Annotated in this window: 14 protein-coding genes; 2 read left to right on the top strand and 12 right to left on the bottom strand. The window is 36.2% G+C overall.

The genetic code is table 11. From position 1 onward, the window contains the following. Positions 1–4 precede the first annotated feature (4 nt). The 7 genes from JE46_RS12100 to JE46_RS12070 all read right to left on the bottom strand — a co-directional run bounded on the left by JE46_RS12100 (position 5) and on the right by JE46_RS12070 (position 16,781). Positions 5–2,416 (bottom strand): DUF5703 domain-containing protein, encoded by a 2,412-nt coding sequence (locus JE46_RS12100; RefSeq protein ID WP_236010626.1) that lies wholly within the window; start codon positions 2,414–2,416, stop codon positions 5–7. 169 nt (positions 2,417–2,585) lie between these two features. Beyond that, entirely contained in the window at positions 2,586–4,010 is a 1,425-nt protein-coding gene (locus JE46_RS12095; RefSeq protein WP_031455548.1) for a sialate O-acetylesterase, read from the bottom strand. A 281-nt stretch (positions 4,011–4,291) separates the two neighbouring features. After that, complete coding sequence (locus JE46_RS12090; protein ID WP_031455547.1) at positions 4,292–7,678, bottom strand: glycosyl hydrolase; 3,387 nt, start codon at positions 7,676–7,678, stop codon at positions 4,292–4,294. A gap of 291 nt (positions 7,679–7,969) precedes the next feature. Next, positions 7,970–11,305, bottom strand: a complete 3,336-nt coding sequence (locus tag JE46_RS12085; RefSeq protein ID WP_031455546.1) for a glycoside hydrolase family 2 TIM barrel-domain containing protein — start codon at positions 11,303–11,305, stop codon at positions 7,970–7,972. Positions 11,306–11,444: 139 nt separating this feature from the next. Further along, positions 11,445–12,569: a glycoside hydrolase family protein gene (locus tag JE46_RS12080; protein WP_031455545.1), complete on the bottom strand. Its 1,125-nt coding sequence runs from the start codon at positions 12,567–12,569 to the stop codon at positions 11,445–11,447. Between the two features lie 151 nt (positions 12,570–12,720). Beyond that, the gene (locus JE46_RS12075; protein WP_031455544.1) at positions 12,721–14,406 is read right to left on the bottom strand and encodes a glycoside hydrolase family protein; all 1,686 of its coding nucleotides are present in this window, start codon (positions 14,404–14,406) and stop codon (positions 12,721–12,723) included. Between the two features lie 191 nt (positions 14,407–14,597). Then, a complete protein-coding gene (locus tag JE46_RS12070) occupies positions 14,598–16,781 on the bottom strand; it encodes an alpha-L-rhamnosidase-related protein (RefSeq protein ID WP_031455543.1) in 2,184 nt (727 codons plus the stop codon). Positions 16,782–17,145: 364 nt separating this feature from the next. Here JE46_RS12070 and JE46_RS12065 point away from each other — a divergent pair, with 364 nt between their 5' ends. Further along, entirely contained in the window at positions 17,146–18,315 is a 1,170-nt protein-coding gene (locus JE46_RS12065) for a glycoside hydrolase family 88/105 protein (protein WP_035136562.1), read from the top strand. Positions 18,316–18,458: 143 nt separating this feature from the next. Here JE46_RS12065 and JE46_RS12060 read toward each other — a convergent pair whose 3' ends face one another. After that, on the bottom strand, positions 18,459–19,274 hold the full coding sequence (locus JE46_RS12060; RefSeq protein WP_031455541.1) for an AraC family transcriptional regulator: 816 nt from the start codon (positions 19,272–19,274) through the stop codon (positions 18,459–18,461). Positions 19,275–19,374: 100 nt separating this feature from the next. Between JE46_RS12060 and JE46_RS12055 the strand changes: the two genes are divergently transcribed. Further along, the gene (locus tag JE46_RS12055; RefSeq protein WP_031455540.1) at positions 19,375–20,583 is read left to right on the top strand and encodes an MFS transporter; all 1,209 of its coding nucleotides are present in this window, start codon (positions 19,375–19,377) and stop codon (positions 20,581–20,583) included. 172 nt (positions 20,584–20,755) lie between these two features. On the opposite strand, the gene JE46_RS12050 is transcribed toward JE46_RS12055, so the two are convergent. The 4 genes from JE46_RS12050 to JE46_RS12035 form a co-directional block, all read right to left on the bottom strand. Next, positions 20,756–22,270 carry a right-handed parallel beta-helix repeat-containing protein gene (locus JE46_RS12050; protein ID WP_167343435.1) on the bottom strand — a complete coding sequence of 505 codons (1,515 nt, stop codon included), beginning with the start codon at positions 22,268–22,270 and terminating at the stop codon, positions 20,756–20,758. Positions 22,271–22,649: 379 nt separating this feature from the next. Beyond that, on the bottom strand, positions 22,650–23,207 hold the full coding sequence (locus tag JE46_RS12045; protein ID WP_031455538.1) for a hypothetical protein: 558 nt from the start codon (positions 23,205–23,207) through the stop codon (positions 22,650–22,652). A gap of 324 nt (positions 23,208–23,531) precedes the next feature. Next, entirely contained in the window at positions 23,532–24,092 is a 561-nt protein-coding gene (locus tag JE46_RS12040; protein WP_031455537.1) for a hypothetical protein, read from the bottom strand. Next, a complete protein-coding gene (locus tag JE46_RS12035; RefSeq protein WP_031455536.1) occupies positions 24,089–24,430 on the bottom strand; it encodes a type II toxin-antitoxin system HigB family toxin in 342 nt (113 codons plus the stop codon). The genes JE46_RS12040 and JE46_RS12035 overlap by 4 nt, the downstream gene beginning before the upstream one ends. Between the last annotated feature and the right edge of the window lie 132 nt (positions 24,431–24,562).

The raw sequence follows: 24,562 nt of genomic DNA, 5'->3' as shown, positions 1-24,562 counted from the left end.
CTAGTTAGTTTAGTTTTTTCTTTTCTTCTATTGAAATCCCTAACAGATTTATAATGTTTTTTTTTCTTTCTTCGGGAGTTACTTTGAGGACTTTCAGCTCCCCGTTTATCATTTCCGCTTCCACGGTTGTATTTTGTGCTGCATGCAATTTAAAATGCACATTCCATTCTTTTGGCCAGGCCGGAAAAAGATAGATTTTTCCATCTGCTTCCTGCAAAAGCATTTCCTGCATTCCAATCATTCCGGCACCTCCCCAGTTGTGGTCCGGAACCCAGTCATATCCGGGACCCCAAAATGCGGGGAAACGTCTTTCTGAATTGGACATTTTCAACAAATTATATTTTGCTGCTTCTTCGGTTAAGCCTAATCTTGCCGAAAATATATTATCCTGTTTCCAGCCGATATGACTTCTGAATTTTATTGCATCCGAATCGTATTTCCATGTATTCAAAGCCGTTTCTAAATCGGGTTTTCCAATTCCGTAAATTCCCCACGGATATACCGGATACAATTGTGGCACTTCGGTATTATTTATGCGTTCCCAGGTTTTTGCCGGAAGCAGCACTTTATGATTTTCAATCTGTCCAAAATTCAAAGGCGGAATTCGGGTTTGAAAACTTTTCAGATATTCACCGTCTTCTTTGGACAATTCTTTTTCAGAAAGGTTTAAAAGATTTTCCATAATTATTTTCAATGCCGAAATAGTGCTGTTGGCATTGTTGGTCATTTTGTAAGTTTCGACAGCAGAACCCGGAAACAGTACTAAATGCCCGTTTCCATCCAAAGCTTTTCTGCCTCTTTTCTTAGCTAAATATTGATAGTGTTCATCAAAAAAACGAAGACAACTAATGATGAATGGATTGTATTTCTGAATATCTTCTCCTGCATATTCTTTATGCTGCAACATCATCTGGCAAAACTCAAAAACCGTATCCCATTCGTATTCCAACCAGGCGTTATATTCCATTCCCGGATCATAATCTGCCGGGCGTTTCCATTCGTATTCTGCAGGATTTGGAAGTCCAAAATTTTCTAATTGTTCGGTAAACGATGCGCCGTTATGGTTCCAATAGACTTTGCTTCTTAATTCCGCATTTTTCTGAAGGCTCAAATAATAATCAAGCTGTGATTTCATCATGTCAAAATCACCGCTTTTTACCATCGGATGATACACTAATCTTTGGTTTTGGGCTGTCATTGTTCCTCCTCCCCAATTCCTGAAATCAGGTGTGAAATTCAAATCGGGATTCGTAAAAGCAGGATCAACTGTAAACAATCCACCGTTGAATTTTGTTGGATATTTTCCGTATGCATTACAGCCCAACATATAGCGGAACAATTGATAATTCTGTCCTATTTGATAAACAGAATCTTTGGCTGTGGAAGTACTTTTTTGAGTGTAAATAAAACTGCGGTTCCAGAAATTATTCCACCATTTTATTGTGTTTTTCTCCGCTTGTTTTGCTGTATTTTTATTTTCAGCAATTAAGCTTTTCAATCCGTTATTCCAAGTTGAAAAATCAGATTGAATGGTGTTTAAGAAAATTTCTAAAGAATGCTTTTTTGAAGGTTTTATGCTCGTTAAATTAAAACCTTTGAAATCGGTATCCTGATATTTTCCAAGATATGTTCCATCCGGTTTTAAATTATCGCCTTTCATGAATCCACCGAAAGTCAAATTGGCAATTGGATTCATCATTTGATCTTTGACCGATTCCATTTTCTGCTGTTTTACAGCGACATCGAAAACAGTTTCTTCTCGATTTCTGTGGTAGAATTTAAGTCCGTTATTTTCAAAAGCAATCGAATCTTTAAAAATGATTAGATCTCCCTGAGGTGCCCATTTATAGGAATTGGCATTATTTTCTTTTCCTTTTGACTGATGGTTCTGATAACGCCAGCTTTCATAAGAGGCTGTCATTTTCAGCAGATCTTTACTTTCTAAATCAACATGAATTATTGGTTTAAAAACATCAACCCAAAGTTTGATTTTGGTATCGTTTTGACCAACCAAAACATACCCGTCTTTCAGTTTTAATTCCTGACGAAAACCTGCTGCCCCCACAAACGGATTCGGACTTAAAGTAATTTTTACACGACCTAATTTCAATAACGTATTATGCTCATCGAAAGTCCCGCTTCGGGAAAAATAGAAATACAAATCACCTTTTTCTACCCAAACATTCATCCCGATATCTCCACCTCCTAAAGGCATAGATTCTGATGAATTTGGGCTTTGCGTTGTCCAAACTTGATTGTAATTATCGAGCGCAGGAATTTGCGCTTTGATGCAAAACGTAGTGAAGAGAAGTATTAATAGTATATTATTTTTCATCGTTTTCTTTCCTGCAAGGTTTTCAAAACCTTGTAGATATCTATTTTTAATTTTCTCTCGCAGATTTAGCTGATTAAGCATATTTATTTTTATCTCCAAAAACTGCCAAATCTACGAGAGTTATAAATTAAGCGTCCCAAACAATCATCATGCTAGGTTCAAATCTTTGTCGAGTTACTTGCGAAGATTTCTCCTTCGTCGAAATGACAGACTATGTGGAAACTCATAACTCATAACTTATAATTATTAATTACCACTCGTCTGTTCTAAATGAAGAAACCGGCAATCCGCCCGCGCTAAACAATTCAGCTTTTGCGAAATCTTTCCACAAATATCTTACCGCAACTGGTTTTGTAACTTTATCAGAAGTCAAAACCACTGATTTTCTTCTAACAACGGTTTTAGCAGGATAAAAAACCTTGTCTTCACCAGCAATTTCAAAACCTAAAACCTCTTTGTCGTAAGTCGTGATTCCGTTAGCAACATCATCAAAAGAAACCGTTATAGCGCCGTCTTTTATTTCCATTGATTTGTATTTCGGACTTTCGAATTCGAAACCTTCAATTCCATAACTTCTTGCCAAAGCCTGGAACGCCAGTCGATTCCCTCCTTTTTCTTTGTCCATTGGGTGAATATTATTTTCTTCACCAACATCCATTAAAACTGCCATTCCTGAATTCGGAATTTCTTTTGCGGCTATAAATTGCGCCTCTCTCAAATAAGCCGAATTGTATTTTTCTAAATAATCTTTTGGGTGAAATGAAGCGTAATTAAAAGGTGCTATTTGAGCAAAATAAAAAGGAAATTCTCCCTGATTCCACAACGTTCTCCAACTGCTTACCATTTTCTTCATCAAAGCAGTATATTCATTTGCTCTTTCGTAATTCGATTCTCCCTGGTACCAGATACAGCCTTTAATTCCGTAACCAATAATCGGCGAAAGCATTCCGTTGAACAAAGTCGTTGGAACACGATTTGGGTCTTTTGCCAATTCTTCTTTTGTGGTCGGAATTTTGGCACTTGCAAAATCTTTCAGCATTTCCTGATTCATCCAGGCTTCCATACTCGAACCTCCGTACGAAACATGAATCAATCCCACCGGAACCTGTAAAACTTCCTGTAACAACGAACCGAAATACCAGGCCGTTGCACTAAAATTAGAAGTTGATTTAGGCGATGCAACTTCCCATTTTCCTTCAAAATCCTGCAATGGCTCTAAAACCGTTGCACGCGGAATCGTAATTAAACGAATGTTTTTATTAGTTGATCTTACAATAATTTCATTTCCGTTTTTAATCGGCTGTCCCTGAAATCCTTTCAAAGGCATTTCCATATTCGACTGACCGGAGCAAAGCCAGACTTCGCCAATCAAAATATTTTTGATGGTTACTTTTTCGTTTCCTTCCGTAACTTCAATTGTAAAAGGTCCTCCTGCTGTTGGCGTTTGTAATTCAGTTTTCCATTTACCGGAAGCATCAGCTTTTGTTTTGTAGATTTTAGAATTCCATGATGTTTTGATCGTAACATTTGCATTCTTTTCTGCCCATCCCCAAATTGGTGCGTTCGATTTTTGCTGCAACATCATGTTGTCTGTAAACAATGCAGGTAGTTTAATTTTGGCATTAATTTGAAAACTTGCTAAAATCGTTAATAATGCAATAATTGATTTTTTCATTTTTTATGTTTTTTTTGCCACAGATTAAAAAATTAAAAAGGATTATTAATCACTTGAAATTCTTTAATCTATTGATATTTTTGTTTTCAATTGCCTCCAGCTTTAGCTGGAGGTCATAAAGTATTTTCATTTTTAGGGCTTTAGCCAAATAATTAGTTTGGCTAAAGCCCAATTTTTATCTTCTTCTAAACCTCCAGCTAAAGCTGGAGGCAATTCATCTAACTCTTCTTTTATCACAGGTTAAATAATCATTTTTAATCCTTTAATCTGTGGCTAACATTTTATTTTTCTTTTACAATACTTACTGGTCCCAATAATCCCGCTTTTAACAACGGTTCGCCTTCCAAACGAAATGGCGCTGTTGTCCACGTTAATTTTTCTTCTTTTGGCAATTTTTGATCGCCGATTAATCTATTTGCCCAAGTATTTGTGATTTTTATTTCTATCGTATTTTTTCCTTTTTGCAAAACTTTTGAAATATCAGTTTTAAAAGGGAAAGTCCAAAGTGTTCCGCAGTCTTTTCCGTTGATTGAAACTTCGGCCATATTTGCAATTTCTCCTAAATCAAGCCATATTTTATTAACATCTTTTCCTTTCCAGATGAACTCCTTTTTATACACCACAGTTCCTGAATAATACTTAATCTGATCGTTTTCAGAAGTACTCCAGTCAAAAAGTTTGTTCGTTTTTACCACTTCTTTCGGACCTTTGAATTCAGGATCAAATTGTAGATCCCAGTTTTCATCTAAAACCTGAACTTTTTCAAATTCAGAAGATTTTCCCTGAGCTAAAACATCTTTCGTTTCGTCTTTAAAAATCACAAAACCGGATTCGTTGGCATCTAAAATTATCGAAACAATTGTTCTTCCGTTTTCTATTTTCCAATTGGTTAAAGCTAAAGTTTTATCGGTAACAGGATTATACCATTGAGGCACTTTTCCTGTTATTCTAAAAGAAGCATCAAATGTTCTTTTTTCATTCTTTTGATTCGAAAGGAAATATAAATCTTCGTTTTCTGCTTTTCGGTGTGTGTAGGCAATAGTTTCTGAATCGGTTCTGTTCAGGTTCGGAAAATAAACATCTTGTGTAATTCCGATTGAAGCAAAATCATTTCCTAAATACGGTAATTTCATAACTGTTCCTTTTCCAATTTTCCATGATTCAGCATTTGCATTGTTCCAGATTTCATCAATTACATTCTGCCATTTCTTTTGATCTTCTTCTGACTGAATTCCCGGCTGGATAGTTGGTTTTTCATCTACAAAAATAGTTCCACCTTCTTTTAGCAATTGCAGTATTTTTTCGGCGGAAGCCAAAGAAATCATTTTGTTCGGAGCCATTTTGTGACTTCCCGGAAAAAGTAAAGCGCCATATTCAATTCCACCATCAAAAGTTACTTTTCCGTTTTGAACTTTTGCTCTGTTGATTAAAACATCGGCATTAAATGAATCATATTGATAACCATTTAGAGGATTAATCCATTGTGATAAATCAGTGATATTTTTAGAATACGTCACTTCTTTCGGCATTTTGGCTGTTGGCTGACCTTCATTTTCCAAACGGATTTTCTCGCTTTCCAGTCTTTCCTTTCCAAACACATTCGGAATTAACGGCACTAATCGATCCGGTACAAAAGAGCGTGAAGGAAAATCTTCTCCAATAAAAACCGCTAAATCAATTACTGGTTTTCCTTTCTGCAACTGAAACTGCACACGTTGGCAATACTCAAACCATGCTTTCCCCGGTTTCCACCAGGTTTGGTCTCTTTGGAAAAAAGTTCCGATATCATCCAAAGTCATTCCCGGTTTTCTGTCAGTCCACGGATTATGTACAAAAACATGATAGAATAATCGGTTAATTCCTAAAGCGTAATTGCGGTCTGTCGTTGTTTTTAAATTCCCCGGATGTTCGTCCCAATCCATTCTCAACGCCGTAAAAGATTCTGCCTGAATAATGTCTTTTCCGTAAATATGTCCGCCCGAAATGGCATCTACCATATCAAAAGGTTTGTCATGAGTTGGGCTTTTCAGCCAAAATTCACCGCCCGGATAATCCACATATTTATAATGCAACAAAGCATCACTCATCATTGTTGGCGCAACATTTTCAGAACTTAATTTAACCTTATATTCTTTTGCAATTTGAGCGACAGTTCCGTAGAAATTATCCGCTACCAAATCGGCAATGGTTTTTCTGACATCATATAAAACTTTCTCTGAGAAATCGGCACTTTCTACGGGAATTCCGGCCATGACTGGAAGATAATCTACAAGATCGTAGCCACGTCTCTTTTTAAATTCCGCCTGAAAAACCGAAGACCAGTTTTGGCTTCCACATTCCCAACTGTCAAAATGAAGAATTTCTAACACTTTTGAAGCCAGCTCAGGACCAGCAGAACGAACGGCTTCTCCAAACCAATGATCCAATTGAAAACGAATTAATTCTGGATTAAATTTATCTACTTCCAAACCTTTTCCTGCTCCGCCCGTTGCATTTTCATGACCTGTAGAAGTATGTCCCATTCGGATAATTTTCCATTTCCCTTTTGGAGCTTTCCAGTTCAAATTTCCATCAGCATCAACAAAACTCGAAACATTGATGATTTCTGATTTTTTGAATGCCTCTGTATTAGGAATCTGTTTTTCTGTAGTTTCTGGTGTCAAACGCCAGATTGCTCCTGATTTTCCTTCGTAATTATTAATCAGTGATTGATTCGAAAGTGTAATTTTACTTACTTTCAGGTTTTGTTTCCATTTCGCAAAATCTAAATCTTCTGCTCCTGGTTCTGTTCCTACCGGATCATAAACAAATCTGAAATATTTTGCCGTAACGGGTGCAATTGTATGTGTATTTGAGAAATCCATATCCTGCCAACCGTGACGTGGTGCTATCAATCTTTCGTGAAATCTAAAATTGATTCCGTCATCACTCACTTCCACAATTAAACGCTGTGCCTGATAATCTCTTCCTTTGGTTTCAATTACAATCGATTTGCAGGTAAAAGGCTGAGCAAATTCGTACTGAATCCAGCCTGCATCGGCAAACTTGAAATTTTCGTCTTTTTTAGGATCAGCCAAAAATGAAGCATCTGAATTATTTGATGTTGTAACTTTTGGCAATTGAATTTGTGATGTTGTTTGATATTCTTTTATCGGAATAGCAAAAGTCGCAATGTCTTTATAATAGTCTTTGTAATGTTCCGAAACGGGAAGTTTTGAAGCTGCTTTTTTTCCTCCTAAAATTTCAGTTGTCGACCAAACCACTTTCTGCATTGACATTTCAGGCGTAATCCAAGGACCTCCTGCAACCGCAAATCCGTCTGCCCCGTGAAAAGCCAATTTTAAACCTAAACGATCCGCTTCTTTAAAAGCCCAATGGATCATATCCCAAAATTCAGGACTCAACTGTAAAACTGGCGGATCGATCAATGGTGGATTTGCCGGACCTTTGATGGTCATTAAATAGGCGCCTGCAATTCCGGCTTGTTTCATCGCCTCTAAATCGGCTGTGATTCCGGGTTTGGAATAGGCTGATTTCATCCAATACCAATATACCCACGATTTGGAGGATTCTAGCGTTGGCTGAAAAGATTCTTTTTTATGAACTTCCTGTGCAGAGACGATACTTGCAAATAGAAGGATAAAAAAGAGGTGTTTTTTTTGAAACATTATTGTTTGTTTTTTGATGATCTGCTTTATCTCCAAAATCTGCAGGAAAAATTTACTCTCGCAGATTTGGCAGATTATTTTTTTTGTTTTTTTAGTTTTTTTTGTCATTTCGACGAAGGAGAAATCTACACAAGTAGATCCGTAAAGAAAGTCTAATCTTTGTGGAGTTTCTTGCGAAGATTTCTCCTTCGTCGAAATGACAAACCGTACTTATACTATACTTAAAATTTACTTTTTCTATAATAAAAAATACCTAACAGGTTTTGGAAACCTGTTAAGATAAATCGTAATTTAATATTTAAACTTCTTCAAACTACTTTCCAATTCATTTTTTGAACCCGAAAAAGGCGTCAAATAAAAACTATATTGATAGTCTCCTGACTTTATCTGATATTGCTCAATTGGCTGAGCGACTAACGTCCAACTGTCGTTTCCTCCAACTCCCATTTGAATTAAATCAATATTCACTGTCAAAAATCCAGGGTCTTTCAATTCATATGTATGAGTAGCTGCACTTAGATTTTCCTGTGTATACGGCCATGCGCTCATACTTAAAACTTTGGTATCATTTACCACCAAAAATCCATTGCTTTTTTGTGGAGAACTTAATGCCATCCATCGTACATCGCAACGATTTCCATTTTCCTGTGGTTTTGGGTAATGCTCGATAAAGTCATTAATTGGCAATGAATATTTACCAACAAACGAGCCAAAACTTCTGTCGTTATAGTTTTCTAATTCCCCTTTTCCGTACCACGAAATCTGGTCAAATTTTCTTTGAACACCCATCTGCATTCCGATTTTTGGAATATTTGGCAATTTATTCGATGCTTTTAAACTGTAATCGACTTTAACAATTCCGTTTGGATTGATTTTATAAATGATTTGTACTTGTGCACTATCTTTTAAAACCTCATAATTACTGGTAACAAATATCCCATCAATCGCAGTGGCCATTTTAGTGCTTACCAATTTTGGTTTTGCTTTGTACCATTGTTTTAAAAGTTTTTGTGATTTCCATCCTCTTTTATCATTATCCGTAAGCGGTCTTACGAAATTAGGGAGCAACGGAGCAAAAACTTGTTCTTCGCCATTGAAAATATAAGAACTTAAAGCTCCATTTTCCTGACTGATTTTGACCTCAAAAGTTTTCCCTTTTATTATGAAATCTGAATCAGTCTCAGTTCCTTTCATTTCAAGATTACTTTCTTTTCCAAGATTTAAAACAAGTTCTTTCTTTTTCAGCAGAAACTGATCTTCTGCGACAGCGTATCCTTTTGAAGCCCAAAGTTCATCTTTCGAAAGCTGGAATTCGATATTCAAAAGATATTCCGCATCCGCTTTTATCTTCGGCAGATACTGACTTATATTTAAATTAGTCGATTGTCCTGCTTCTAAATTGAAAGGTTTTAAAACGTGTATTTTGATGACATTTCCGTTTTCCAGAATTTTCAAAACCGGAGTGTAATCTGCCAATGATTTTACTGCACTGCGGTTTTTTATTTCTAATTGATTACCATTTAAAGTCGATGTTGCTGGCTGGTAGACCCATTTATTTTCAAAAATCGAACCTTTTGGTTTTCCATTAGAATCTACAATCCCTTTGGTATTGAAATTTCCATCGTGGTATTTTTCGCCAAAATCTCCTCCGTGAGCAAAATAGTTCTGACCTGATCTGGAATCGAATTTTACCAGTCCCTGATCTTTAAATTCCCAGATACAGCCTCCAATAACTCTTGGAAGCGAACGGAATTCATCCCACAATTCTTTTAAATTTCCAACTGAATTCCCCATGGCATGAGAATATTCAACGAAAATAATCGGTCGGGTATCTTTCTTTTGATCCACCAAAAATTTCGGAGTGAAAACGCCCGGATAAAAACGGCTGACCATATCCACATACGAATCATCCTGTGGATTTTCGAAACGATACGCGTGATCGATTGTTTTTGGATATCCCGAATCCAGCGGATCGATATAACCGTCTAATTTTGCGTTTCCCTGTGCCGGTTCGTAATGCACGGGACGTGTGATATCGAAATCGTGAACCCAGCCCGACATTGCTGCGTGGTTTGGACCTTTTCCGCCTTCGTTACCTAAACTCCACATTACTACTGACGGGTGATTTTTATCTCTTTCGACCATTCGGGTCATACGCTCCAAATAAGCATTTGTCCATTTTGGATCGTTTGCTAATTTTCCGCCAATTCCGTGCGTTTCCTGATTCGCTTCGTCCATCACCATAATTCCGTATTGGTCGCATAATTCATAAAAATACGGATCGTTTGGATAATGACTGGTACGAATAAAATTGAAATTATATTTCTTAATTGTTGTGATATCCTGTTTGATATCTTCTCTGGTAACTGCTTTTCCTCTGATTGGATTATGATCGTGACGGTTTACGCCATAGACATAAGTTTCTTTTCCGTTGATGAGCATTTTGCCGTTTTCTTTGGAGAATTCTATCGAACGGAAACCTACTTTACAACTTTTCGCTTCGGTAATATTTCCGTTTTTATCTTTTATGGAAATGACCATTGTATATAAATTCGGTTCTTCTGAACTCCATTTTTTTGGATTTTTAATGGTTTCCTGAAAGAATCCGAAACGCACATTATCCAGACGTGGGTAACTTTCGTTGATCAAATCAATCACCGGTCTTTGAAGCGGTTCTTTGAACATTGCCGTATTATTGGCATCGTACAACTGAACATTCATTGTGTAATCTTTGACTTTTTCTCCGGTCAGATTCTCTACTTTTGGACGCAGTTTAAAAATCGCATCTGTGTATTGTTTATCCAATTTGGTTTGAACAAAGAAATCCTGAATGCGCAGTTTTGGCTCAGCCATAATAAAAACTTCACGCTGGATCCCGCTCATACGCCAGTGATCCTGATCTTCTAAATAAGAACCATCTGCCCAGCGAATCACACGAACTGAAACTACGTTTTCGCCAACTTTCAGATAAGGTGTAATATCAAACTCGGATGGCAGGAAACTGTCTTCCCCGTATCCTAAAAATTCTCCATTTAACCATACTTCAAAACCTGAACTTACGGCTCCAAAATGTAAAGTCACCGTCATATCTTTCCAGTTTTCAGGAACGGTAAAACTGCGTTGGTAGGAACCAATTCCGTTATAATCTTTAGGAATATAAGGCGGATTTATTGGCCTAAACGGATAAACGGCACTTTTGTAAATCGGGTTATCGTAGCCTTTCATTTCCCAGTTGGATGGGACTTCAATTTTATCCCAGCCTGAAACGGTGTTTTTATAGAAATCTTTATTAGCTTCTTTTAAGTTAACCGCATATTTAAAGTTCCAATCGCCGTTCAGCATTTGGATTCGGCTTTTGGTTCTGTCGCCTTTTAACGCGTCTTCAACACTGGTGTACGAATACGCCGTCGCTCTGGATGGCTGTCTGTTGATACTGGTTACCGTTGGATCTTCCCAAGGGGCGAACTCGTATTTTTTGTGCAATTCAGGAATTCCTGCAGGTTCGCCGGTTACGGATTGTGCCTGTGTTACGTAAGATGTTAGAAATAATATGAAAAATGTGAATACCGATTTACTTATCGAAAATCGAAACTTTGAAAAGTGATTTATTTGAATTGCTTTGAACATTAATTCTATTTTTATTTTTTTGTCATTCCGACGAAGGAGAAATCTCCGTGTAATATTCTACAAAGATTGGTAGTCTTTCTGTGCGGAGTTACTTGCGAAGATTTCTCCTTCGTCGAAATGACAAGTTTGGTCTTAATACTTAATTCTTCTTCTTTTTCTCTGGCGGAGCCACAAAATTCGTTTCGCTTTTCCCTAAATCTTTTGAAGTTGCTACTGCAATTCCTCTTTGTTCTGCTTTGTTTACGGCACAATAAAAATGATATACAACTCCGTTGTGTTTTACGACGAATGATTTGTGGGCAAACATATCGTCATACGGCTCAGATGACTGTATTAAATTGTCGCCCTTCCAGTCGTTCCAATGGATTAAATCATTCGAAACTGCAAATCGGTTAAATGCACCCTGATCCCAACCCGTCCAGAAAGCTCCGAAGTAAAACATCACCCAGGTATTGTTGATTCTCTGAATAAAAGCATCGCCCGTAATTCCTTTATGGTTGTTAAGTACCGGATTTTTCCCGAAACGTTTCCATGTTTTCATATCGTCAGAAACCGCCATTCCAATTCTTTCTGCTCCTTTTGCCGGATTTATACTATCACCACGGGCATTGTAATACATGATAAAATTATGTCCGGTCAATTTTTCTTTATCGCGAATCACACTGTTTTTATACATCGTACTGTTATCCCACCAGCTTACATCTTTATCTTTTGGTGTCAAAACCGGATTTTCTAATCTCTTAAATTCGTGTGGCTTTGTCGGTGATGCTGTGGTATAGGCCATTCCAATCGACAAAACTCCTGCTTCGTAACCTTTACTGTCTCCGCCAAAATAACTCATCCAGTATTTATCATCGTATTTTTCCCATTCGTAACTTCCGCCCCAGGTTGGATCTTGCAACGAAATATATCCTGCTTTTTGGTTGACATCCCAGTGTTTCTCATTTTCTGAGAAAGACATTACTTTTCCTAAATGCTTCCAATGTAATAAATCGTCACTTTCTGCCAGCCAGGTTTCGTATCCTCTTCCGTCATAAATTAAATAGGTCATGTACCATTTTCCATCTTTTCTGAAAACACTCGGACAGTCCATTTTGTATGAGTTGTCTGTTGGCACCATCACCAAACCATATTTGTAAGGCGTTTTGATTTCGTTGTAAATCTCCTGCATTACGGTTTCGTTGATTTCTCTTTTTTTGTATTTGGTCGCACAGCTTGTTATGACAAGTGCGGAAATGGTTATTATTAGGTATTTAATTTTCATTTTTATGTTTTTTTTCTTTGCGTCTTAGCGACTTTGCGAGATTAATTTATAAGCTTAGTTTTTAGCTCTCGCAAAGTCGCAGAGTCGCAAAGTTTTTTATTTTTCTCTCGTTGATAAAGCAGATAAAAATCTGCAAAATCTGCGTGAAATATTATTTTTCTTTTTTCAATTCTTCTAGACGAGAATTCATTACCTCTTTATTCAATTTTACTTTTACCATTCCTGTTGGATGAAATCGTTTTTTCAAATCAATCGTATTATAGATAATCGTGTAAACATCATTGCCTTCAGGAATTAAACATAATGGTGTTCTCATAATATCCCAGGTTTTATCTACTTTGGTTTCTATAGGCAAATAGCGCGCTTCTCCCCAATTGATTCCGTCTTTTGAAAGTGTGTAGCCTATCATATTGGGTAAATGATGTCCCCAGCCTTCCGGACCTCCATCAAAAACAGCGATGTACAATCCGTTTGGCAACTGGCTTACGATTGGGTTTTCGACAAATTGAGGATGGATTGTTTTTATTGGTTCTAAGCCTTTATTCATTCTTGTCCAAGGTCCTTCCAGACTATTTGATTCTGCTAAAGCCACAAACCAGCCTTTTCCTGATTTCTTCGGATAATCTGCCCAGGATTCAAACGGATAAGCCCCGCTGTAAAATCCAAAATATTTATCGCCGACTTTATATGGAAAAAACGAAGCTACTCCCTGACGTCCTTCCCAAGGCTGAGAATCCAATCCCGGTTCCATAATAATGCCCATATCTTTATAAGGGCCGCCAATTCCGTTGATCCCTTCTACAGTCGATTCGCATCTCCAGATTCTTCCAAAAGAGTGATTTGGCTGAATTTCTTTATGAACGGTATACGCCAAATAATAGCCATACCATTTGTTTGCTTTTTCGCTAAAAACAGGCATATACGACCAAATAGCACCACGACGATCGTTCATTGGATTATCATCTTCTGTAACTGCGTAAGTTCCGCTTGCCTGATAAATGGTAGATTCTCTTTTCCAGTGAATGGCGTCTTTACTTGTCCAGTGACCAATTTTGGTTTTTACACGGTCATAATAATATTCCACTCCTTTTTCTCCTGCTCTTTCAGTTGGAAACATGTGATAAGTATCGCCGACTTTTACGACTCTTCCTCCTTCAAAACCTCCCTGAATTCCTTCTGTTCCAGGCATTCCTTCGTCTATAACGGGTTTGTTTTCTCCGCCAATGATTTCAAATAGCGGTTTTTCATCGGAGAATCCTTCGATGATATAAGTTGGATTCCAAAGCTTTCCGTCTAATAATTCGGCGTTTCGGGAAACCAATTGCTGACTGCTTTTTATTACTCCCAAAATGGCAAACAATCCTTTTGCGTTTGGCAGAATTGTGTGTGTTCCTTTTGCGTAAGCAATTGCATATATATTTACAGGAGCCAACCCTGTGATTGTAACTCCGTTTTCTAAAACTAATTTTGCATTTTGAAGTTTATCGGCTTGCAGATATTCTGAATTCTTTTCCTGAAAAATCCCTACTAAAACCTGAACCGGTTCTTTGAATTTTAACTGCAAAGGCGAGTTTGTCCCGTTTTTATATTTATCCAAAGGAAGTTCAATACCTGTCAAACCTTGTAATTCGGGTGCTAAACCCACTATATTGTATTTGCTTCCCGAAAAAACATGAGCGTACTGACTCGTTTTGAATGTTTTATAATTGGATTTTACAATTTCGAATGATGCTGGCTTCCATGCGTTGCTTTGTGCTGTGGCTTGAATGCAGACGGCCAATAGCATTAAGAAAGCAGTTTTTAATTTGAAGTTGTATTTTGTATTTTTTGAAAACATGGGTTTCTATTTTTTTTATTGACTTCTGAATTTCTTCAATCTTGTCATTTCGACGGAGGAGAAATCTTCGTTTGCTGAGCACGCTTTGCAGATCAAACTTTGTGGAGCTACTTGTGAAGATTTCTCCTCCGTCGAAATGACAAACTAGACGTAACATGCTAAAATAATTACAAGGCACTAAGGACTAAGAACTACAGAGCCTTATAACTCACTTTATACTCCACATTCGGTTTTACGATCAACTGATATTTGTTCTTTGCCAATTCCGTAATCGTCCCTGAACTCGCTTTTGGTTTGCCTGCACTTTCAAAAACCAATTTTCCTTCGCCTTCAGAGGCTTTTACTTTTATCTCAGATTTGCTCACATACAACGCCACTTCTCCATTTGGGGTTGGCACTTTTCCTTCCATCCATTGCTGTCCGCCTAAATTCGGTTTGATTTCATATTCAGCATAACCCGGAGCAGTTGGTTTTACTCCTAAATAATATTTCCCAAGCAAATAAATTGGACTGGACCCCCAGGCATGGCAAAGGCTTTTTCCATAAGGACGTCCATACATTTCTAAATGTTCTTTTCCTTTTTTGTTTGGGTTGTATTCTTCCCAAAAAGAAGTAGCGCCTTCTTTTAACATTCCGCCCCAATAGTCTTTCATTTCTTTCAGCACATAATCTTGTTCGCCTATAGCACACAAGGCTTCCAGTTCGTAAAAACGCATGTATGGTGTTGTGATTTGAAGAACATCTTTATTGAGTAATACCTTATTTTTTATACTTTGTTTTTGTTCTTCATCAAAATAATTGAAGAAAATACCAAACATATTAGCGTATCTGGTTACAATATCCTGCATTTTTCCGTCGATACGCTGGTGCTTCATCACGTTTTCTTTCTTATCCCAAAAGACATCGAATAATTTGGTTTTTAAATCCGAAGCTAATTTTTGATATTGTTTTTGATCATCCTTTTTATCGGCAATTTCAGCGCTTACTGCCATGGCTTCTAGACTTCTTGCTAAAAGCATCTGCTCAAAACTTACCTCGCCGGTTTTTGGCAATCCGTTCGCCCAATCAATAAAAACCCAATCACCTTCTAATGGTTCCAGAAATCCGTTTTTGTTTCTTCTTTCCAAACAGAAATCCATAAGCGATTTCATTCTTGGGTAAAAAGTTTTGATGAATTTCGTATCTCCCGTGTGTAAGTAGTAATCGTAAACACCCACAAACCAATACAGCGAATAATCCATAATGATATTTACATGAGCGGTCACAGGATCTTTTCCGCGAAGAGCCAACAGCGTTCGTTCTACAGAAGCCGAATCAAAGAATAAATAATAATTCATCAAATAACTCTGATATGCATCGCCCGACCAAACCCAGCGGTCGCGTTTGATTCCATCTATAAAAAATTCTCGGGACGTTAAATGCATCGTGTAAGCCGACACATCCCAAATTTTATTCAATTCTTGGTCCGAAGATTTGAAAGCACCGCGATAGTCCAATGGCAAATATTCGTAAAGCATCGAAATAGAATCGTATTTTACTCCTGCATCTGCCTGTACCTGAACATAGCGGAATGCTTTGGATCCATCATGTGTGTAGGTTTCGGGCTGTTTTCCATCAAAAGACAAATGGTCTAAGGTTTCACATCTGGCGGAATCCAACGCTTCCTCACGAGATTCACCATAATAAAGAGCTAGTTTACCTTTCCCTTTTAACCCGTGAATTTTAATGTAACCAAAAGTTTCTCTTCCAAAATCGACCAACTGACCTGACCCTATTTTCTCTGTTTTTTTCGCACTCAAAGGTTTTGTGGTTAGTTTAAACCCTGACGGTTTATTCTCCGGTGCATTAAAATTCCAGGAACCAACAGGAACCCAAGGCGTACCAGATTGTTGCGCTTTTCCATTTTCATCAATCCAAAGTTTATCTTCATTGGTTACTTTCCAGGATGCATCAGATTTAACATATTGACCAGAAATATAAATAGCCGGCAGCACTTCCTGATTGTAAACTTTAAAGGAAATTTTATGTTTTCCGGCAGGAATTTTTATTGATTTTGGCTGTCCATAAATTTGAACACCATCTAAAAGTAATTGAAAAGAGCCTTCCGAGTAGATTTTTACCTCGTCTGGTGCCGGAATATCTACTTCTGTTTGAAAAGTTACCAGGGCATACGGACTGTAATATTGCCAAAGCGGTGGAAATACTGCTTCACGTTCTGTACGTCTAACCTGCATTTTATTGCTTAACCAAATTTCAAAATCCCCTGGATACCAAATCCATGTGGCAGGTTTATTTTCCTGAGCAAATACAAGAGCTGAAGAAAATAAAACTGCAAAAACAAATAATTTTTTAAAATTTAGAAATCGATTTCGCATAAAAATATTTTTTGGGACTAAAGATAAGTGTTATTTTCACATTTTACAACCTGCACTGTCCTGTACCGTCCTGAAATTAACAAAATATTTCTTTTTTGAAAGAATTTTAAAACACAATTAATTCGTATTCGAAATAAGTTAATTACGTGAACGGAATTTTCATAAATTCAGATATAAAATAATTCTTATTTGTTTTAAGTGCACAACCAAACAGAGCTTTTAATCTGAAGATTAAAGGCGTTTGATAATTCATTAAATAGAACTTAAAATCTCCTCGCATTTTTCATTAAAAAAATAAAAAATCTGTAGAAATATATTTGTTAATTTACAAAACTAACTTGATCAATTTCTAATCTGCCAAAAAGTGAAAAAACTATTCCTAATTATTTTATTGACTATAAATTTCTTGTCCTGCGCACAATCAACCAATTTTGGGGTCCAATTTAGCGACGCAATAATTCAACGATATCAGCCTAATATTGACTTCATGACACACAAAGGATGGGATCACGCCAACAGTATTATTTTACATGGGATAGAAAAAATATACTTAAATTCTAAAAAACATGAATATCTTAATTATATAAAAAAATATGCTGATGCTTTTATCGATAAAGAAGGCAACATAAACGGACTAGAGCCCGAACTAGACAGAATTCATCCCGGTATGGTTTGCTTATTTTTATTTGAACAAACCGGAGATCTTAAATATAAAATTGCTGCTACGAATTTAAAAAATTACTTGCTAGGTTCTTCTTCTAATCCCAGTCTTTTTAATAAAACTCCGGATGGAGGTTACTGGCATAAAAATAATGATCACTACAAAAATGTAATGACTATTGACGGTGCTTACATGGCAAATCCATTTTTAATAAAGTACGGAGCACTGTTTAATGATAAAGAATGTGTAGATACTGCTATTTTTCAACTTTTCCTCGTTGCTTCAAGAACATTTAACATTGAGACTCATTTACCTTACCATGGTTGGAATTCTGATAAAAAAATGGCCTGGGCAAATTCTATAACAGGAACCTCAACAGAAGTGTGGAGCCGAAATGTAGGATGGTATTCAATGGCTCTAGTTGATATTTTAGAATATCTTTCTAAAGACCATCCGGATTATGACAAAACAGTTTATTTGTTACGTCAGTTAGCAATTGGAATAAAAAATACGCAACACAATGACGGAATGTGGTATCACATGATTAACCATAAAGAGTTAAAAGGCAATTATCCTGAATCAAGCGGGTCAGGAATGATTCTTTATTCCCTTAAAAAAGCAGTAACAAATGGATGGCTGGATGAATCCTATAATAATACAATTCAGAAAGGCTGGAATGGGCTAAAAGCTTTTCTTAATATTAACCAAGACGGCAAAGTTCAGATTAACTCTTTTACACCTGGCATGGGAATAAAAAAAGATATTGCAGAATATATTCTTGTGAGACCTGTAAATTGCCCTTCTCATGAGACAGCAACACATCCACATGGCTACTGCGCGATTTTAATGGCTGCTTCTCAATTAGAAAAATAGCATACACCAGCTTAAACCAGGTTTGATGAATAAAAAGAGAGACAATATAAGGAAGCAACTGCGAAGTCTGCAGACTACAATTTCTTTGTCAATTCAATATCTAAATCGATCATAAAGATGCCCTAATAATACTCAATAAAAAACTACACAATCATTTTTTTAACCTCATTTTCATCCTCCAAAATATAATTAGCTGGTGTCGTTCCCAAATGCTTTTTAAACATAAAAATAAAAGCACTCGCAGTTTCATAACCCAAATCGAGCGCTATTTCTTTTATGGATTGTTTTTCGCCTAATCGTTTTATGGCTTCCAGTAATTTCAATCGGGTGCGCCAGTCGCTGAAATTCATTCCGAGTTCTTTGATGAATAAACGAGATAAGGTTTTGCTGCTCATAAAAGATATGTCGGCATAATACTCGATCGTATTTTTACTGGCCACATCATTAAGCAAAAGCTGCACTACTTTTTGCAGTCTTTCATGGTTAGTTGTTGGCAGAAAAGTGGCACTTGGTTCGATTAAGGCCAATTCGTCCAGGAATACATCGATGATTCTTCTTTTGGGAGATGTGATATTCCCATCAGTTCCAAAAGAAATGATTTTAAAAACCAATTGTTTTAGAAATACCGAAATATCAAAAGAAAAACTGACTTTCGGCAACCCATCCATAAACGAAGGATCGACATAGACACTATATAAATTAACATCTTTCTGAAACGTTACCTGATGTTCGGTATCACCCGGAATCCAAAGTCCCTGCAGCGGATTTACAACCCAAATCTGATTATTGACCACGACATTCATAACACCGCTGGTAGCATAAATAAGCTGTGCCCGCGGATGCGAATGTGATATACAAACGGCATCAGTTACCATTTCAGTATAACCCACGACTGGTAAGTCAGGATTTATCTGAAATCCAAAACCAACTACTTTATATGTCCGAACATCGTTATTCATTGTCCAAATATAGTAATTAAGACACTGTCATTTATTTTCACCTTTGTAAAAAATTAATTGCAGATATCATTTTTAATCTGTCATAATCTAAAAATAACTCATGGAGACCATTAAAACCAATTCGGAAATAGTCAAAAAAACTACTTATTCTATTCTTTTTATCATCAGTTTTTCGCATTTAATTAATGATCTTTTACAGGCTGTTGTTCCGTCCATTTATCCGTTACTGAAGGAAAATTTCAATTTAAGTTTTTCTCAAATCGGAATTATCACTTTTACCTATCAGATTGTTGCTTCTATTCTTCAGCCTTTTGTAGGAATGTATACCGACAAAAAATCAAAACCTTATTCATTGATTATCGGAATGTGTTTTACCATGACCGGACTTTTTCTTGTTTCGATTGCTTCGAGTTTTACGTATCTTTTATTATCTGTGAGCTTAATCGGAATCGGGTCTTCGATTTTCCATCCCGAATCTTCAAGAGTGGCACATCTGGCTTCAGGAGGTAAAAAAGGGCTGGCGCAGTCTATCTTTCAATTAGGCGGAAATGCCGGAAGCGCTATTGGGCCTTTATTGGCAGCTTTTATTATTATTCCGCACGGACAAAGTTATGTGGCTTGGTTTTGTATTATTGCTTTGGTTGGGATTTTTGCTTTGTATAAAATTGCGCTTTGGTACACGGAACATCTGGCTTTAAGAAATACCAATAAAACAGCGTACAAAATTGAAACGCATCATTTGTCTAAAAACAGAGTAATTGGGTCGTTGGTCATTTTATTGGTTTTGATTTTCTCCAAATATTTCTACATGGCGAGTATTACGAGTTATTATACGTTCTTTTTGATTGATAAATTTCATATTTCGATTCAGCAGTCACAGATTTATTTATTTTTATTTTCGGGCGCAGTCGCTGCCGGAACGTTAATTGGAGGCCCGATTGGTGATCGCTTTGGAAGAAAATATGTCATCTGGATTTCTATACTGGGTGTTGCTCCTTTTACTATGATGCTGCCTTACGTTTCTCTATTCTGGGTTGGAATTTTATCTGTAATTATTGGCCTAATACTTTCTTCTGCGTTCTCGGCAATTCTGGTTTACGCTACCGAATTAATGCCTGGAAAAGTGGGTTTGGTAGCCGGTCTTTTCTTTGGATTTGCTTTCGGAATGGGCGGGTTAGGTTCTGCGGTTTTAGGAAAAATTGCTGATGCCACCAGTATCGAATATGTTTTTAAAATTTGTGCCTTCCTGCCGTTGATAGGAGTTATCACTGGGTTTCTGCCGAATATTGAGGCAAGAAAAAAGGCCTAATTTTTTAATCTCGCAAAGTCGCGAAGTCGCAAAGGTTTTCTTTTTTGGCATTTAAAGCAAGTTTTGCAAACAATCTTACAGTATTTCATAAAAAAACAGATAGTTCTCTAACTGAAAACTATCTGTTTTTTTGTATCTAATTTTCAAAGTGAAACACTAAAATTGTACCCCTTTAATCTTTAATAATACGTTTACTAATTTTATTTCCATTAGTTGTTAAAGTCAAAATATAAGCTCCAGATGGAAGATTTTCTAAACTTAAGTTTTCTGTTTGCCTATTCACAGTTTTAGTAACAATCAATTTACCGGACAAATCAAACAGCTCAATTAAAGTGCCTTTTGCCATTTCGTTGTCTAATTCTATTGTCAGGATGTTTTTTACCGGATTTGGATAATAATTAAATGTTAAATCAGAATTAACATCTTCTATTGTTTCCACATTTAGATCTGTATTTATTTTTTTAGCGGTTGTAAAGTTACTTTCGGAATAACCTAAATCAGGATTACTGCCGGAATACGAAAGACCAACATTTGTCCCTTTGTCAATCAGATCGCTTCCCTGAACTAATTTGAATGGTAAGTTTGTTGGAAGATCCCCATTTGACTGTCGGGCTCCGATGGCAAGTGAAGTACTGGTACTTGTAAAATCGGAGGTATTTACAGTGACACTTAGATTCCACGAGTTGTTTTGCTGTGTAGCGTTTGAAATAGAAATTGTTCCGGATAATGAAATATTATTTTTGAAAATATGTTTCTTTCCCGATTGCACCGGATTTCCAAAACCAAAGTTGATGTTGTTTCCGAATCCTGTACAATTATATAGTGTTATGCTTCCGGTATTGTTGTTCTGATCGAATCCTTTTTTGGGATGTCCTATTGCAACACATTTGGTCAGTACATTGTCAGCCGGAACAGAATTTCCTCCTACTTTAAAACCATTTCCGTTTCCGGTAAAGCCTCCGTAATTCCATACATCAACTCCGTTTCTGATCGCCCAGCAGTTTTCGAAAGTTACTTTTTGGGTACTGTCAAAACAATCGTATCCGTCATCTGAATTTTCCCAGGCACGGCAGTTGATGAATTTATTTCCGGGTCCCTGTTCTTGTTTTGGACCAAAACCATCAGCCATGCTTCCCTTTTTTTTAGGGTCATAATTTCGGTAAGCATCGCAGTTTTTTACCGTGGTATTAGAACCACCTTTGTTAATTTCCAAACCGGTGTTGCGATTGTTGTAAAAAGCACAATTTTCAAAAGTAGTATTAGAACCTGTTACATAAGCGCCTTGATAGCCTGCTCTGGTAATAGCAATTCCTTTGAAATTCCAATACGAACCTGTAATGCTAAAACCGTACGAATCCTGTACCCATTCCTGATCCGGAAACGAAAAATCTATGATCGCCCTTCCGTTGTTTACACATTCTACCTTGATTGGACTTGCTGAAGTTCCTGATTTTGTAAACGAAATAGTGTTTTTTGCACCGGCAGTATACGCAATTGTATACGTTCCGGCTTGTAATAAAATAACATCTCCGGCAACAGCTTTGCCAACAGCGGTTTTAAAATTCATAGCGCTAGTAAAACTCGAACCCGAATTAGAAGCACTTCCGGTTGGTGTCACATAATAAGTAGCTGCTGAAACTGATGCCGATACCAAAAGGGACAGCATAAAATAGTAGATTTTTTTCATAAGTTTTGTGTTAGTTTGAACAGCACAAGATACTTATGGTTTTTTATAAAAATATTGAATTAATTCAATGGTTTTGGTGAAATTTGATTTGTTTGTGCATACGAGCTAGAAGCTCGCACGAGCAGGGAACTGGGTATGTTTCATTTTGGAGGTTCAACACACTGCCTGATTTTTAGACCGGGTGTTAATTTAGAATTTAGCACTTATGAAACACCGGGATTAGATGCTCTTAATAATATTCGTGTGAATACTCAGATTGCGAAAGTGGTTAAAATTTGCTCGTGATAACTATCGGGATTGCGAGCAATTTCTCTTCATAAATAAAAACACACATAGAGTTATGTTAAATTATGTGTTTTTTTATTTTAGTTAAAATAGGTTAAGATGATAATTTAGTTTTTATATAAAAGAAAATTATACCAACGACTATTACAATTAACCATAAAATGATCTTTATATTATCAATATCATTACGATATTCTTCGGTTCCATTTTCATAATTTCTTTGTGCCTGTTCGCGTGCTTTTCTTCTACCATATTTAGTATTTGGATTATATTGCTTATAAGTAGGAATATATTCTGGAGCAGGTTTATTACTTTTTATATCTTTTGCATATAGATTGACCTCAGGAAATTCATTTTTTTCAAAATTTGCTTTCTTTTCTTCAATACTTGAATAATCTATTCCATCTTCTATTAGAGCATTAATAAATAAATTATATAGTGCAACAACATTCTCTTTGTAAAACTCATCTTTTCTAACTAAAAGATTCTTATTTACCTTAATAATACTATCAAAGGCCGCAAAATAAAATTCTTTTTTAAGCTCTTCAGAATAACCATTTTCACGAATTACTCTCTTAAACTCATTATCAAAATCAGAAGCACTGCCCCTTAATTGAGCAACAAATAGATTTCTGTATTTAGTCTCATCCATATTTTAAATATACTAATTCTTTTTAAAAATTAAATGTAAGTAATTAACTTTTAAGTATGTAAAAAAACACTCCCTTAAAAAAAGAAAGCGCCTTCATTATTATATATCAATTGAACTATTTAATTCAACATCTGGTGGCTCGTTTGCAACGAGTATCTTACTACTTTTGTAAACTAAATATAGCGTTTGTAAAGCGGCTGTTAAAAACAAAATCTCCTTATAAGTTTTATGTGAGGTAATCTATCTAAACAGACGCGTTATAAACGCTTTATTTAGTTTTTATAGTAAAAGTTGGTATTCGTTGCAAACGAGCATCAGATTGTTTTAAGATAAAACCAAATCGTCACTTGCCAGTTTCACTTTCGGTTTCCCAAGTTTTATGACAGCTTCCTTTACCTTAATTTGATCTTCTTTAGAAAGAAATACAGGAATCAATACAGCTATTTCAATTTTCAACAGTCGATTAATAATAATTAAATCTCGTAAAGTAAAAGGTTTAATACCATTCATCAGCTCCGACATGTGCGTCTTGCTTTTGTGACCTAAAATAGAACCCAGATTTTCCTGAGTTAATTCCAGTTCCTTGAGTTTTTTTCTGATGACTTGTTTTCTGTTTTCCAGAAATACTCTTTCTAAATCGGCAATCTGTTCTGCTTTGTCACTTTCTAAAAGTTTAGCATCATCAATTTGATTTACATCACTCCATTCTGCATTTTCATATTTTTCAATTATGTCACGCAGTTTAGTTCTTAGCTTTTTAAAGTTGAAATCTTCCTTTGCCAGAAGTCTCAATTTCCTGTCGGCAATAAGCGCTCTTTCATAATCCAATTCGTTTGTGATTACGCCTTTTTCTATTAGTTGCTCTATGTCAAAATGTGTTTTCATCCTATATAGCCGTTTTTTCTCAACCATTTTTCAATAGTCGATTTTGTATTTTTAAAAGTCGATTCATATTCCTGATGCGTTCCTGCCCAAACAATTGTAGCTTCACCGTCCTCATCAAACTCAATTAATATAAGTGTTCTGTGAACGTGAATATCAAAAAAATAAAATCCGTCATTATGAACACAGTCTGCATCATTTCTAATGTCACTAATATTTTCTTCGTTAGGATTAAACTTTTGTAAATCTGTGATTAACTTATCGATTTCAATACATAGCTTTTTATTGCCTATGTTTTTCTTTTTGATCTTTAAGATTGTCTTTTTCCCTATAATCCTCATACTAATGACTTTGCAAATATAAATAAAGTTCTGATAAAAACCGAACTTTTATTTGTTCGCTTTTTATATCAGGAAATAGTTTCAAACATTTCCATAACGGCAAACCTAACTATTTTTTAATATAATTATAAA

Source organism: Flavobacterium chungangense LMG 26729 (assembly GCF_000735715.2).
GTDB classification, from domain to species: Bacteria; Bacteroidota; Bacteroidia; order Flavobacteriales; family Flavobacteriaceae; genus Flavobacterium; species Flavobacterium chungangense.
The sequence above is the reverse complement of the archived record's forward strand: the minus strand, read 5'-3'. Positions and strand labels throughout refer to the sequence as shown.